14 protein-coding genes are annotated in these 14551 nt (G+C 64.7%); 10 read left to right on the top strand and 4 right to left on the bottom strand.

Annotated elements, in window-relative coordinates; genetic code table 11:
• Positions 1-41 precede the first annotated feature (41 nt).
• The 4 genes from cobJ to cobG are packed head-to-tail and all read right to left on the bottom strand — an operon-like array spanning position 42 to position 4333.
• Entirely contained in the window at positions 42-1679 is a 1638-nt protein-coding gene (gene cobJ / locus HBO05_RS11085; RefSeq protein ID WP_172312630.1) for a precorrin-3B C(17)-methyltransferase, read from the bottom strand.
• A complete protein-coding gene (locus HBO05_RS11080; protein ID WP_169878151.1) occupies positions 1679-2410 on the bottom strand; it encodes a precorrin-2 C(20)-methyltransferase in 732 nt (243 codons plus the stop codon). Before HBO05_RS11080 ends, cobJ begins: the two co-directional genes overlap by 1 nt.
• Positions 2410-3036, bottom strand: coding sequence for a precorrin-8X methylmutase (locus tag HBO05_RS11075; protein WP_169952069.1), 627 nt, complete (start codon positions 3034-3036; stop codon positions 2410-2412). The genes HBO05_RS11080 and HBO05_RS11075 overlap by 1 nt, the downstream gene beginning before the upstream one ends.
• Complete coding sequence (gene cobG / locus HBO05_RS11070; protein WP_170058659.1) at positions 3029-4333, bottom strand: precorrin-3B synthase; 1305 nt, start codon at positions 4331-4333, stop codon at positions 3029-3031. The genes HBO05_RS11075 and cobG overlap by 8 nt, the downstream gene beginning before the upstream one ends.
• 112 nt (positions 4334-4445) lie before the next feature.
• Between cobG and cbiE the strand changes: the two genes are divergently transcribed.
• The 10 genes from cbiE to HBO05_RS11020 all read left to right on the top strand — a co-directional run bounded on the left by cbiE (position 4446) and on the right by HBO05_RS11020 (position 14522).
• Entirely contained in the window at positions 4446-5651 is a 1206-nt protein-coding gene (gene cbiE, locus HBO05_RS11065; RefSeq protein WP_172312628.1) for a precorrin-6y C5,15-methyltransferase (decarboxylating) subunit CbiE, read from the top strand.
• Entirely contained in the window at positions 5648-6373 is a 726-nt protein-coding gene (locus HBO05_RS11060; protein WP_172312626.1) for a cobalt-precorrin-6A reductase, read from the top strand. The genes cbiE and HBO05_RS11060 overlap by 4 nt, the downstream gene beginning before the upstream one ends.
• Before the next feature lie 56 nt (positions 6374-6429).
• Positions 6430-6762 (top strand): type II toxin-antitoxin system RelE/ParE family toxin, encoded by a 333-nt coding sequence (locus HBO05_RS11055; protein WP_169952075.1) that lies wholly within the window; start codon positions 6430-6432, stop codon positions 6760-6762.
• 5 nt (positions 6763-6767) lie between these two features.
• On the top strand, positions 6768-7091 hold the full coding sequence (locus tag HBO05_RS11050) for a transcriptional regulator (protein ID WP_172312624.1): 324 nt from the start codon (positions 6768-6770) through the stop codon (positions 7089-7091).
• Between the two features lie 102 nt (positions 7092-7193).
• Positions 7194-7589, top strand: coding sequence for a DUF2946 domain-containing protein (locus HBO05_RS11045; RefSeq protein WP_172312622.1), 396 nt, complete (start codon positions 7194-7196; stop codon positions 7587-7589).
• Positions 7590-7634: 45 nt separating this feature from the next.
• Positions 7635-8117, top strand: coding sequence for a copper chaperone PCu(A)C (locus HBO05_RS11040; protein WP_169952081.1), 483 nt, complete (start codon positions 7635-7637; stop codon positions 8115-8117).
• 19 nt (positions 8118-8136) lie between these two features.
• Complete coding sequence (locus HBO05_RS11035) at positions 8137-8559, top strand: DUF2946 domain-containing protein (protein ID WP_169952083.1); 423 nt, start codon at positions 8137-8139, stop codon at positions 8557-8559.
• Between the two features lie 94 nt (positions 8560-8653).
• A complete protein-coding gene (locus HBO05_RS11030; protein ID WP_172312620.1) occupies positions 8654-10729 on the top strand; it encodes a TonB-dependent copper receptor in 2076 nt (691 codons plus the stop codon).
• 148 nt (positions 10730-10877) lie between these two features.
• Positions 10878-12260, top strand: coding sequence for a PepSY domain-containing protein (locus HBO05_RS11025; protein WP_172312618.1), 1383 nt, complete (start codon positions 10878-10880; stop codon positions 12258-12260).
• A 153-nt stretch (positions 12261-12413) separates the two neighbouring features.
• Positions 12414-14522 (top strand): TonB-dependent receptor, encoded by a 2109-nt coding sequence (locus HBO05_RS11020; protein WP_172312616.1) that lies wholly within the window; start codon positions 12414-12416, stop codon positions 14520-14522.
• The last annotated feature ends 29 nt before the right edge of the window (positions 14523-14551 follow it).

The raw sequence follows: 14551 nt of genomic DNA, 5'->3' as shown, positions 1-14551 counted from the left end.
TTCTGACAGATCAGCGGCCCCATCGCGGGGCCGCTATCATTTCAGGAGGCCGGCTTCTCGCCATACCAGCGTGGCGTGTACACCCACTCGCCACCGCCCACCCGAGGGAACGCGCAGGTGGTGGACGAACCGACTAGCACCATGGTGCGCATATCCACCTGGTCCGGGGTCAACTGGCCCAGGGTGGTGGTGCGCAGTGTCTGCCCGGGGCGACCGATATCGCGTCCCAGCACTACCGGCGTGCTGGCAACGCGGTGCCGGGCGACGATTTCCAGGGCGCGCCCCAACTGCCAGGGGCGCGAACGCGAGATCGGGTTGTAGAACGCCAGGGCCAGGTCGGCCTCGCATGCCAGGTCCAGGCGTTTCTCGATGATCGACCAGGGCTTGAGGTTGTCCGACAGCGACATCACGCAGAAGTCGTGCCCCAGTGGCGCACCCGCCTGGGCCGCCGTGGCGAGGGACGCCGAGACCCCCGGCAGGATCTCCAGCTCGACCCGCTGCCAGGCCGGGTCGCTGGATTCGTGCAACGCCTCCAGCACCGCCGCAGCCATGGCGAACACCCCAGGGTCGCCGGAAGACACCACCACCACCGAACGCCCCTCGGCCGCCAGCGCGAAGGCATGCCGCGCCCGCTGCATCTCTTCGCGGTTGTCGGTGCAGTGCTGCACCTGGTCGGCCCGAAACGGCCCGGCCATGCGCACATAGGTTTCGTAGCCCAGCACGTCGGTACAACGCGCCAGCTCAGCCTTGACCGCCGGCACCATCAGTTCGGCAGCGCCGGGGCCCAGGCCGATCACCGCAAGGCGGCCACGGGGGTGGCCCAGTTGCGCCAGGTCCACCGGCGCAGCGCTCGAATGGATGACCAGCTCCGGCCCGGCGGCCAGCGCCGTAAAGCGCAGCGGTACGCCCAGCTCCAGCGCGGCCTCATGCAGTTGGCCACTGGCCATATCGGCATTATCGGCCAGCAGGCACGCCAGGGACTGCACGGCAATACCATCCTGCTGCAACGCCTGGCGCACCCGCGCGGCCAAACCGACGCCCGGGCGGCAGGTGATCCAAGTGTTTTTCGGATAGATCAGCAGCTCATTGGCCGCTGGCACCCGCTCGGCATTGCCGACATGAATGCTCAGGCGCGCCTGCTGGTCCTGCGCCAGGTTGGCCTGCTCCAGCCATGGCGCAGCGCCTTCGATACGCACATGCTCGCCGGCCAGCAGGTCCGCGACAAAGCGCTTGCCCAGTTCAAGGTCCGCCAGTTGATAACCCTGGGGCGGGTTGAGCAGGCAGGTGCCAAAACGCAGCTCACCACTGGTGGTAATCGCGGCAGCCACACCCAGGGCCGCCGCGATTTCCCGCGCCATGATATTCACCCCGCCCAGGCCACCGAGCAACGGCACCACCGCGCTACCGTCTTCAGCAACAGCCAGCACCGCCGGCTCCTCGCCTTTTTCCAGCAACAGCGCCGCCAACGTGCGGATCACAATCCCGGCCGCGCACAAGGCAATGATCGGCGTGCCCTGCTGATACAACTGACGCAGGGTCGCGCCAAATTCGCTATAGGCTTGGTCGGCCCCCTCCACCCGGCCAGCCAGGCCGTGGATCAAGGCGCCGGGGTAGACCTGCTGGATGCTGCGCGCGGTGGCCAGGCTGCCCTGGCCGAGGACTACGATCGCCGGCGTCATCACCCTTGCCACCTTTCGCCCGGCACGATGATCAGCGAGAAATACGGCGAAGACATGGGCTCGACCTGATCCAGCGCGACGATTTTCTGGTTGGCCATGGTGGCGCGCTCCACATACAGCGCGCGCCCGGCCAGCCCCAGCTCTTCAAGCACCTGGCGCACCTTGGTGAAGTTGCGCCCCAGCTTCATGATCACCGCCGCATCGGCATCGGCCAGGCGGCGCTTGAGTTCGTCGTGGGGCAGCACGCCGGACAATACCGACAGGCTCTGGTTGCGATACACCAACGGCGCGCCCAGCACCGAGGCGCCACCGAGCATCGAGCACACGCCGGGAATGACCTGGGCGTCGTAGCGTTCGGCGAGGCGGTCATGCAGGTACATGTAGGAGCCGTAGAAGAACGGGTCGCCTTCGCAGATCACCGCCACATCGCGCCCGGCATCCAGGTGCGCGGCCACCTCGACACTGGCAGCGTCGTAGAAATCGCTGATCACCTGTTCATAGGACAACGGCGCCGGCAAGGCTTCGGTGGTCACCGGGTACACCAGCGGCATCAGCGTCTGCTGGGGTACCAGGTGCTCTTCGATAATGCCGAACGCATTGCCCTTCTTGCCCTTGGCGACGAAGTACGCCACCACCGGCGATTCGCGCAGCAGGCGCAGGGCCTTGAGGGTAATCAGTTCCGGGTCGCCAGGGCCGACGCCCAGGCCGATCAAACGTCCACGCGCCTGCATCATTCGACCTCCGTGGCCAGGGCGTTGACCGCTGCGGCGGCCATCGCACTGCCGCCCAGGCGGCCCTGCATGATCACAAACGGCACGCCACGGCTGTCTGCGGCGAGCATCGCCTTGGACTCGGCGGCACCGACAAAGCCCACCGGGAAACCGAGGATCAGCGCCGGCTTGGGGGCGCCGGCGTCGAGCATTTCCAGCAAGTAGAACAAGGCAGTCGGCGCGTTGCCGATCACCACCACGCTGCCAGCCAGGTGCGGGCGCCACAGTTCCAGGGCGGCGGCGGAACGAGTGTTGCCCAGCTCCCGTGCCAGCTGCGGCACGCTATCGTCGCGCAAGGTGCAGATCACCTCGTTGTTGGCCGGCAGGCGCGCACGGGTCACGCCTTCGGAGACCATCCGCGCATCGCACAGGATCGGCGCACCGGCGGCCAGAGCTTCACGGCCGGCCTTGCCTGCGCCTTCAGAGAACTGCAAACCGTCGATAGCCTCGACCATGCCGCAGGCATGAATCACCCGCACGGCGAGTTTTTCCAGGTCGGCCGGGATGCGATCCAGCTTGGCCTCTGCGCGAATGATCGCAAAGGAGTTGCGATAGATCTCCTGACCGTCGCGGATGTAATCAATCATCGGTGCTGCTCCGTGGACGGGCACGCAACACGGCGCCCGCCGCTTCAATAGAAAGGTTGTGCGCGTGCAGGCGGCCGAAACCCGGCTGGCCTGCATCGCGAAAATAGAGGTCGTAGTGCCCGGTGCCCACCGCCAGCAAGGTGACCGGGGCAATGTGCGCCGCAGCGCAGGTGCGCGGGCAGCCGGACAAGTGCACGTCGAGGCCCTGGCCGTGGTCCTGTAGCAACGTGGCCAGGTGCAGGGCGTCGGCCTTGGTGTCGGCCTGGGCCTTGGCGCAGCCGCTGGAACCGGTGCAGGCAATCATCCGCGCCAGGGCCTGGTCGGCCGAACAGAGGAAGCCCAACTGCGCCAGGCCTTCGGTAACGCCCACGGCAACGTCCGGCGCCAGGTTGGGCAGCAGCAAGCCTTGCCATGGGGTGAAGCGCAATGTGCCGTCGCCATGCTCCAGGGCCAGTTGCGCAGCGCCTCGCAGCATGGCCGAGTCCAGGCGCCCCAATGGCGTGACGGCGGCCACGTAGACCCGCTGCGGTTGGCGCTGTGGATAAGTGCCCAGGCGCAAGCTGCTCGGGCTGGCGCGGCGGCGATAGCCATCGGCGCGGAGCAACGGCAGGTGCAAACGCCCGACGAAGTTATCCACAGACGTTTGCGCCAGCACCTCACGCATGCGGTTCTGCTCCGGGCGCGCCAGGTCGAGGAACAGCTCCAGCACGGCGACGACCAGCCCATGGCCTTGCTCCACGGGGACAGCGGCCAGCGGTTGATCTTGCCCGGGGCAACCGGCCAGGCCGAACGCCAGCCAGGTCTGGCCCTGCGCGGCGTAGGCTGATAACCACAGGTCGTGATGATGTTCGAGCATCGCCAGGGCTTCGCCGCCATCCAGTTGCACGGCGAACTTGGCCGACAACTCATGGAACCGTGGATGGGTTTGCAAGGTGGCGAGGATCTGGTCCGCCAGGGGCCGGGTGTCCAGCAGCATGTCGCGGTCGATGCCTGCGCCGGGGCTGAGCATCACATTGCGCACATCATCACCACCGGCGGTGGTCGGGCCCAGGCCTGCGGCCAGCAGATGCGCGATCAAGCCGTCATGCTCCGGGCCAATACCGCGAATCTGCAGGTTGGCGCGGTTGGTCGCCTCGATCACCCCACCGGCGTAAACCTGCGCGGCGTGCGCCACGGCCAGTGCCTGCGCGGCGGTGATGGCCCCACCGGCCAGTTTGATCCGGCAAATCCCGCCATCCAACGCCTGGACAATACGCAGCAACCCCGGGCAACCCGAGGGGCGTTTGCTAGTGGACAGAGGAAGTGGCTTCACGGGGGGCTACCGGTTCACGGGTAAAGGCGCGGTATTATGCCTGCTTTGTCCGGCGGCATGAAAAGCCTGCCCGTCGGATGTCGTTCAAGGAATCAATATGTCGCCCTGGCTGACGGTAGTAGGCATCGGTGAAGACGGCTTCAAGGGCCTGGGCAGGAATGCCCGGCATGCTCTGTTGCGCGCCTCTCGTATCATTGGCGGCCAGCGCCAGCTGGATTTGCTGCCGGTGTGCATCCGTGGCACACACGAGCTATGGCCCAGCCCGTTTTCCCTGGAGCCGCTCTTGGCGCGGCGCTTTGAGCCGGTCTGCGTGCTGGCCAGCGGCGACCCGATGTTCTACGGCGTCGGCGCCAGCCTGGCACGGCAGGTGGCGGCGGATGAGCTGTTGATCCTGCCAGCGCCCTCGTCCGTATCGCTGGCGGCGGCGCGCCTGGGCTGGCCGTTGCAGGACGTGGTGACGCTATCGGTGGTCGCCCGCCCGGTGGCCGCGCTCAATGCCCATCTGGCCAGTGGCGTGCGCTTGCTGGTATTGAGCAACGACGGCCAGAGCCCGACCGCCATCGCCGCGTTGCTGCGCGCCAGCGGGTTTGGCCCGAGCCGCCTGAGTGTGTTTGAACACCTCGGGGGCACCGCCGAGCGGCGCATCGATGGCCACGCCGAAGGCTGGCAAGACCCACCGATTGCCACGCTGAACCTGATCGCCATCGACTGCCTCGCCGACGCCAATACCCCACGCCTGTCACGCCTGGCCGGCCTGCCGGATGCGGCGTTCAAGCATGACGGCCAACTGACCAAGCGCGATGTGCGGGCCATGACCTTAGCGCGCCTCGCCCCGACTCCCGGCGAATTGCTGTGGGATGTGGGCGCCGGCAGCGGCTCCATCGGCATCGAATGGATGCGCGCCCACCCCAGCTGCCGCGCCCTGGCAATTGAAGCCGACGCCGGCCGCCAACAGTTGATCGAACACAACCGCGAGGCCCTCGGCGTGCCTGGCCTGCAATTGATTCGCGGCAGCGCGCCCCAGGCCCTGGCAGAGTTGGAGGCGCCCGATGCAATCTTCATCGGCGGCGGCGTAACCCGCGACGGCGTGCTCGACACCTGCTGGCAACACCTGCGTCCCGGCGGGCGGCTGGTGGCCAATGCCGTGACCCTGCAAAGCGAGATGACCCTGATGAACTGGCGCACACAACACGGCGGCGAACTGACCCGCATCCATGTGGCCCAGGCCCAGCCCCTGGGCGAATTCGACACCTGGCGCCAGGCGCTGCCCATCACCTTGCTGGAAGTGATCAAGCCGCTATGAAGCGCATCCTGCTGCTGGGCGGCGTGACTGAAGCCCTGGCCATCGCCCGCACCCTGGGGCCCCAGCATATCTACAGCCTGGCCGGGATTGGCCGGGTGCCCACTGACCTGAGGTGCCAGGTCCGCGTCGGTGGTTACGGCGGTGCCGAGGGGTTGGCGCAGTTTGTCCGCGCCCAGAACATCAGCCTGATACTCGACGCCACCCACCCCTACGCCGCACGAATCAGCGCCAACGCCGCCCAGGCAGCGCGCTTGTGCACGATCCCCTGCTGGGCCCTGCGCCGTCCCGCCTGGCAGCCACAACCCACTGATGACTGGCGCGAAGTCTGCGACTGGGCCGGGCTGATCGAGGCCTTGAAACCCTTCCAGCGCCCACTGTTCACCCTCGGCCGCGAACCGCTGCAACACCTCGACGAAATCCCCGCCGGGCAGTTCTGGACCTTGCGTGCGCTGGACGCCTACCCCGGCAACGAACGCTGCGAAGTGATCGGCGCCCGTGGGCCGTTTTTGATCGAGGACGAACGGGCGTTGTTCGAACGGCGGCGCATCGATGTATTGATCAGCAAAAACAGCGGCAGCAGCGCCACCGAACCCAAGCTGCAAGTGGCCCGCGAGCGCGGCATACCGGTGGTGGTTTTGCAGCGGCCGGTGTTGGCGGGGGTGGATCGGGAGTTTTTGACGCTCCAAGAAACACTCACAGCGTTGGCAAGTTTCACTCAATAAGTCAGGATCGCCCGCTTGCTTGATTAGTAACCTATTTGTTACCTTCGAGGAGGGCGATGATTGAGATCGAAGAATATAAACGCGACGGCCAAACCAGCCCATTCAAACAATGGTTTTTATCCCTGAGCGTCCCGGCACGTCTCAAGGTTTCAACCTCATTGCTTCGGCTGGAAATGGGCAACACCAGCAATATCAAGTGGTTCGATGGAATGGGCGAGTACCGGATCGATTGGGGCCCGGGGTATCGAATTTATTTGGTACGGGAGGGCCTGCGACTGATCATCTTGTTCGGTGGCGGTGACAAATCCACTCAGAAAAAAGATATCAAAACTGCAAAGTCGCTGATCCGCGATTATCAACGCGACAAAAAACTGGAACAAAAGAGGTAGCCAGCATGGCACTTACCCGCAGTTATAAACTCACGATTGCCGAAGCCGCCCAGCGCGACCCAGAGTTTGCCCAGGCACTCCTCGACGAGGCTGCTACGCTATTTCTCAACGGCGAACCAGAATTGTCCCGCATCATTCTGCGCGACCTGGTCAACGCCACGGTGGGTTTTGAGAGCTTGGCAAAGGAAACGGCCAAACCGAGCAAAAGCTTGCATCGCATGCTTTCGGCGCATGGCAACCCAAGCATGGATAACCTGGCTGCGATATTTGCGGTACTGCGAAAGGGACTTGGGGTCGATATGCAGGTGCATGGCGTTCCCTTTACATAACTTGGGATCACTGCGACACCAAACCACACCAGCAACTTTTACTTATGCCCCCCGATCAGGCTAAATACCCACTTGATCGCTTAACCCTACGGATTGTCCGCCATGGCCCGTCAACGCTTTGCATTTGCCTGGATCGCCTGCCTTGCAGTGCTGTTCAATGCGTTTGCCATGCCGATGGCTGGGGCGATGCAGCAGGGCAAAAGCCCTACCCAGCAATTGCTGTGGGGCAGTTTCTGCTCGTCCACCGGCAGCAAGCTGGTGGCGATGTCCCTGGGCACGCTGGATGTACCGGCGCCGCAGCAGGACGAGCATTCCAGCATGCAGCATTGCTGGTGCTGTTCGGGCTCGGCGCCATTGGTGGCGCTGCCGGGGCATGTGCCGCAGTTGTATCTCACCCGCTTCGACCCGGCGCCTGGCCTGCCATCGCCTGCCCTGCAAGCCCCGACCCCGCGCCAGCAATGGCCGAGCCTCAACCCCCGCGCCTCTCCAACCGTTTGATCACTTCGCAATTGAACTGCGTTTGAATCGTTCTGGAGAACTGCCATGCTCAAATCTTCCCTGCTTCTGGCGGCCTTGCTGCTGCCTGTGTTCAGTGCTGCCAATGCCGATGACTACAAGGCCGGCGACCTGCTGGTAAGCGATCCCTGGTCCCAGGAATTGCCGCCCAATGCACCCACGGTTGCCGCCTACTTTGTGATCCATAACCAGGGCGAAGCCCCGGACCGCCTGCTCAGTGTCGATACGCCGGTGGCGGCCAAGGCCGAGCTGCATGAGCATGTGATGCAGGGCGACCTGATGAAGATGCAACAGGTGCCCAGCGTGGCCGTGCCGTCCAAGGGCGAGCTGACCTTTGCACCGATGGCCTATCACGTGATGCTCCTGGATCTTAAAGATCGCAGCCAGTTGCGCGACGGCCAGCACTTCCCCCTGACCTTGAACTTCGAAAAGGCCGGGCCGGTAAAAGTGCAAGTCTGGGTACAAAAAGTGCCGCCGATGGCCAACCACGAGCACCAGCACGCCCAGTAACCACCCCAGGCCGCTCCCCATGGGTGCTCCCGCCAACAGCTCGACCCTGCGCCGCCGCCAGCCCTTGAGGCTGGCCCGCGGCAGTTGGATCAGCCTGTTCGCCATGCTGATGATCTTTATCGGACCGCTGATTTCCCAAGCGATGCCGATGGACCATCACGCCGGCATGTCCATGCAGATGTCCATGGACGACATCTGCCATGCCGCCCCGCAGCACCCGGCCGGGCATGCCAAGGCCCCCGCCGCCGACCACGTGATGTGGGAGAAATGCGGCTATTGCAGCCTGTTGTTCAGTTGCCCGGCCCTGCCTGGCAGCGTGTCGTTCGTGGCCCTCGGCAGCCCGCCGCCGGCCACCGGCCTGATCCCCGCACCGCGCCTGGGCCATGCCCGGCAGAGCATCTTCCCCGGCGCCCGCAGCCGCGCACCGCCCAGCCAGTCGTAGACCGCCAATAACACACAACTTCGCACGGCCGTCTTCACACAGACAGCCGCAGGCTGCTGGCCGTGTTGTTTACGACTGATTGATGGAATTTTTCATGTCCAGGTTTCCTGCTGACACCCGTATGGGATGTACCCCTGTGCTCGCCGTTTTGTGCGGCGCACTCTTGGCGCCACAGGCGTATGCCGACGACCACGCCGAGCACCGCAACGAGCTGAGCCCGACGGTGATTACTGGCGTCGCTCCCAGCTCCCCGCTGACTATCGTCACCAACCCCAAGGACCCGCGCCAGCCGGTGCCGGCCAGTGACGGCGGCGACTACCTCAAGACCATCCCAGGCTTTGCCCTGGTGCGCAACGGCGGCACCAATGGCGACCCGGTACTGCGCGGCATGTTCGGCTCGCGCCTGAACATCCTCACCAACGGCAGCATGATGCTCGGTGCCTGCCCTGGCCGCATGGACGCGCCCACCTCCTATATCTCCCCGGAAACCTACGACAAGCTGACCGTGATCAAAGGCCCGCAAACCGTACTCTGGGGCCCCGGCGCCTCGGCCGGCACAGTGCTGTTCGACCGTGAGCCGGAACAGTTCGGCGAACTGGGTACCCGGGTCAACGCCAGCATCCTCGCCGGCTCCAACGGGCGCTTCGACAAAGTAGTAGATGCCGCTGCCGGTGGCTCGCTCGGCTATATCCGCGTGATCGGCAACCAGGCCCACGCCGATGACTACAAGGACGGCAACAACGACACCGTCGCCTCGCGCTACGATAAATGGAACGGCGACGTCGCCCTCGGCTGGACCCCGGACGCCGACACCCTGCTAGAGCTCACCGCCGGCCGTGGCGATGGCGAAGCGCGCTACGCCGGGCGTGGCATGGACGGCTCGCAGTTCCTGCGCGAAAGCCTTGGCCTGCGGTTCGAGAAGTCCAACATCGGCGAGGTGCTGGACAAGGTTGAAGCCCAGGTCTACTACAACTACGCCGACCATGTGATGGACAACTACAGCCTGCGCACGCCATCGGGCACCGGGATGATGGCCGGGCCCATGGCGTCCAACGTCGACCGCCGCACCCTCGGCGCGCGGATCAAAGCCACCTGGCGCTGGGCCGATGTGCAACTGATCAGCGGCATCGACGCGCAGACCAACGAACACCGCCAGCGCAGCAGCGCCGGTGTCGATACCTACAAGAACCTGCCGCGCACCAAGGACGCCGACTTCCATAACTACGGGGTGTTTGGCGAACTGACCTGGTACGCCGCCGACAATGACAGGTTGATCACGGGCGCCCGCCTGGATCGCGCCTCGGCCAAGGATTACCGCCAGCGCACCGGCAGCGGCATGATGATCCGCGCCAACCCGACAGCCGGCGACACCCGCGCCGACACCCTGCCATCGGGTTTCGTGCGTTATGAACATGACTTGGCCGACAGCCCGACCACGCTCTACGCCGGCCTCGGCCACGCCGAACGCTTCCCGGACTACTGGGAACTGTTCTCCCCCGGCAAAGGCCCGGCGGGTTCGCTCAATGCCTTTGATGCAGTCAAGCCGGAGAAAACCACCCAGCTGGACTTCGGCCTGCAATACAAGACCGCTGAGCTTGAAGCCTGGGCCTCCGGGTATGTTGGCCAGGTGCGCGACTACATCCTGTTCAACTACACCCCCGGGATGATGGGCATGACTTCCCAGGCGCAGAACATCGACGCGCGGATCATGGGCGGTGAGTTGGGCGCCGCCTACAAGCTGACCTCCAATTGGAAAGCCGATGCCACCCTGGCGTATGCCTGGGGCAAAAACAGCAGCGACGGCAAGGCCCTGCCGCAAATGCCGCCGCTGGACGCGCGCTTCGGCCTGACCTACAGCGAAGACGACTGGAGCGCCGGCGCCTTGTGGCGCGTGGTGGCGGCGCAAAACCGCATCGACCAGAACAAAGGCAACGTGGTCGGCAAGGACTTCGCCAAGAGCGGTGGCTTTGGCGTGTTCTCCCTCAACGCGGCGTACCGCATCAACAAGAACTTCAAGGTCAGCACCGGCGTCGACAACCTGTTCGGCAAGGCCTACGCCGAACACTTGAACCTGGCCGGCAACGCCGGGTTCGGCTACCCGGCCAACGACCCGCAAGCTATCAAGGAGCCAGGGCGCACGCTCTGGACCAAGGTGGATATGAGCTTCTAACCACATCGCGGGCAATCCCCCCTGTGGGAGCCGGCTTGCCGGTGATGGCGTCCTCAAGGGCCTCATCGCCGGCAAGCCGGCTCCTACAGGGGGATTGCCCGCAATAGCGTCATCAATACCCATATAAGAGTCCTTGCGGAGCGCCCTGATGAACCCTCCAAAGATTTCCTTCTACAACCTGGCCTGGCGCTGGCATTTCTACGCCGGGCTGTTTGTCGCGCCCTTCATGGTGTTGCTGGCAGTGACCGGCATCATCTACCTGTTCAAACCCCAGTTGGACCCGCTGATGTATGCCGACCTGCTCAAGGTCGAGCCCGCCGCGCACGTCCTCAGCGCCGACGAGCAATTGCAGCGCGCCAAGGCCGCCTACCCACAAGCCACCCTCAGCAAATACCTGCCGCCTGTGGACGCCAGCAGCAGCGCGCAGTTTGTCCTGCACAACGCCGGCCACGAACTGACCGTGTTCGTCGACCCCTATCGCGGCAACGTACTCGGCGAGCAGGACGCGACCTACAACCTGCAAGCCATCGTCCGTGCGCTGCACGGTGAGTTGATGATCGGCACCACCGGCGACCGCCTGATCGAGCTGGCGGCGGGCTGGGGGGTGATGCTGGTGGTGTCCGGCCTGTACCTGTGGTGGCCGCGCGGCAGATCCGCCGCTGGGATCCTGTGGCCGCGCCTGGGCAGTCGCGGGCGCCTGTTCTGGCGCGACCTGCATGGGGTCACCGGGTTCTGGGGCGCCGCATTCCTGCTGCTGATGATCCTCAGCGGCCTGACCTGGACCGGCTTCTGGGGCAAGCAATACGCCGATCTGTGGAACCACTTCCCAGCGGCGATGTGGAACGACGTGCCGCAGTCCGACCAACAGGCCCGCAGCCTCAACACCGCCACACAACAGACCGTGCCATGGGCCCTGGAAAACACCCCCATGCCGATGTCCGGCGAGCATGCCGAACACATGCAGCACGGCGGCATGCACCATGGCCCGGCCGCCCCGGCGATCAGCCTGCAACAGGTGGTGGACCTGGCCACCGCACGCCAGGTCGAGCCGGGCTACAGCGTCACCTTCCCCACCACGGCCACGGGCGTGTTCACCATCGCCGTATTCGCCAACGACCCGCGCAATGACGCAACCCTGCATGTCGACCAGTACACCGGCAAGGTCTTAGCCGACGTGCGCTGGGAACACTACAACACGGTGGCGCGGGTCACCGAGTCCGGGGTGATGCTGCACGAGGGCAAGATGTTCGGGGTGATCAACCAGATCATCGTGCTGCTGGTGTGCCTGATGATTCTGCTAAGTGCCGTCAGTGGCCTGGTGATCTGGTGGAAGCGCCGGCCACAGGGCGGCCTAGGGGTGCCGCCGTTGCGCCACGACCTGCCGAAATGGAAAACCGCGATGCTGATCATGCTGGCCCTGGCGATCATTTTCCCGCTGGTCGGCGCCTCGCTGATCGTGGTGTGGGTGTTGGATCGGCTGGTACTGGCGCGTTTTTTCAAGCAACGTGAATCGGCCTCATCTTCTGCATGAGGTAGGCGAGATGCCCTACATAGAGACGTTATGTAGTCTTACGCGGGCTTTCATCCCCAGCGCAAGAAGTGTTAACTTATAACACTTACTGCACCGTCCCCACTCGCCGCGCTCAGCGGCGAGTACCGTCTCGAAGAAGCGATCTGTCGTCCGATGAACAAGTACCTTGCCAGCGGCCTGTGCCTGCTTGCCTTGCACAACAGTGCCCAGGCCCTGACCCTGCCCGTCAGCCCCGTGACCGCCCCGGCAGTGGACAGCGCACCTGTCGACCTCGACACCCCGACCACCGCCGGCTCGCGCCTGGGCCTCAGCGCCCGGCAAACCCCCGGCAGTGTCGAAAGCCAGACCGGCGAGCAGATCCGCGAACGCGGCGACGCCAGTGTGCAGGACGCCATCTCCCGCGCCACCGGCATCAGCCGCACCGGCACCCCGGGCGACGGCGGTACCTCGCTGCAAGCCCGTGGGTTTGCCGGCCAGGGTTCGGTGATGCAGTTGTATGACGGCAACCGCCTGTACAACGGCATGGGCACCTCGACCTTCCCGGTCGACACCTGGGCCGTCGAACGCGTGGACGTGCTGCGCGGCCCGGCATCGGTGCTGTATGGCGAAGGCGCCACCGGCGCGGTGGTCAATACCGTCGCGAAAAAGCCCTTTGAGGGCGAGATCGAAAACCACATCCGCCTCGGCTACGGCGCCTATGATCGCCAGCAACAGGCCCTGGACAGCGGCGGCTCGCTGACCGATACCTTGAGCTATCGCCTGAACCTCAACCGCCTGCGCAGCCATGGCTTTATCGACCGTGGCGACTCGGCCAGCGAGTTTGCCAGCGCCGCCCTGCGCTGGCAGGCCGCCGACAACCTGAGCTTCACCCTGGCCCACGACTACGGCGACCAACGCCCGCAGAACTATTTCGGCACACCGCTGCTCAACGGCCACCTGCACAAGGGCCTGCGGGACAAGAACTACAACGTCAGCAACGACACCCAGCACTACAACGACCAGTGGACCCGCCTGAGCAGCGAATGGCAGATCAACGACAGTGTCAGCGCGCGCAACGAGTTGTACTACCTCAAGGCCCAGCGCCGCTGGCAGAACGCCGAGAACTACAACTTCAGCGCCGGGCAACTGACCCGCAGCGGTTTTTTTGGCATCAAGCACAACCAGGAACAGGTCGGCGACCGCCAGACCTTTACCTTCAAACACACCCTGTTTGGCCTCGACAGCCAGACCGTGACCGGCGTGGAATACAACCGCATCCGCTTTCGCCTGGCCAGCAACTCACCGTTTAACGACGTCGTGGACGGTGGCCAGCCCATCGATGTGAAACACCCGGCCCAGGCCCCGTTTGAAAGCGCCGATCCGTTCCTGCCGGTGTTCGCCACCACCACCAAGCAGTTCGCAGGCTTTGCCGAAAACCGCCTGCAACTGAGCGAGCGCCTGTCCCTGGTCACCGGCATTCGTCGCGACTACGTGCACCTGGACCGCGATGAACTGCGCAGCGGTGAACGCAACGACAAGACCCTGACCGGCAACAACTGGAAGGCCGGCCTGGTGTTTGCCCTCACCCCGGACACCTCGGTCTACGGCCAGTACGCCACCAGCACCGATGGCGTCGGCGGGCTGATCTCTCTGAGTTCAAGCCAACAGGCGTTCGACCTGTCCACCGCCAAGCAGACCGAAATCGGTATCAAGCAAGCTTTCTGGGACCAGCGCGGCGAGTGGACCCTGGCGGCCTACCATATCGTCAAAAAGAAACTGCTGACCGATGTGCCGGGCAACCCGCAGTTCAAACAGCAAGTGGGCCAGCAATCCTCCGACGGCCTGGAGGCCAGCCTCGACCTGCAACTGCCCCACGCCTGGCAACTGCAGGCCAACGCGGCCATCGTGCGGGCGCAATATGACGACTTCCAGCAGAACGTCGGCGGCGTGCAGGTCTCGCGCGACGGCAATCGCCCGGTGGACGTGCCGCGCCGTACGGCCAACCTGTGGGTCAGCAAGGCGGTGAGCGACGACATCCGCGCCGGTGCCGGCGTGCGGTATGTGGATGCGCGCTACGCTGACATGGCCAACCGCAATGAGCTGCCCAGCTACACCGTGGTCGACGCCACTGTTTCGTGGAAAGCCCTGCGCAACACGACATTGGGCCTGCAATTGAATAACCTGTTCGACCGCACCTATGCCGTGAGCCAATACAATGACGGCCAGCAATGGATACTGGGTGAACCGCGCTCGTTCTTTGTGACCGCGGACTACACCTTCTAACCACCCCTGGATCGCTGTTTGACTTGAGA

The sequence above is a fragment of the Pseudomonas sp. WS 5079 genome (genome assembly GCF_012985465.1).
Classification (GTDB): Bacteria; Pseudomonadota; Gammaproteobacteria; order Pseudomonadales; family Pseudomonadaceae; genus Aquipseudomonas.
Note: the sequence above shows the minus strand (reverse complement) of the source record. Positions and strands in the feature narration are given on the sequence as shown.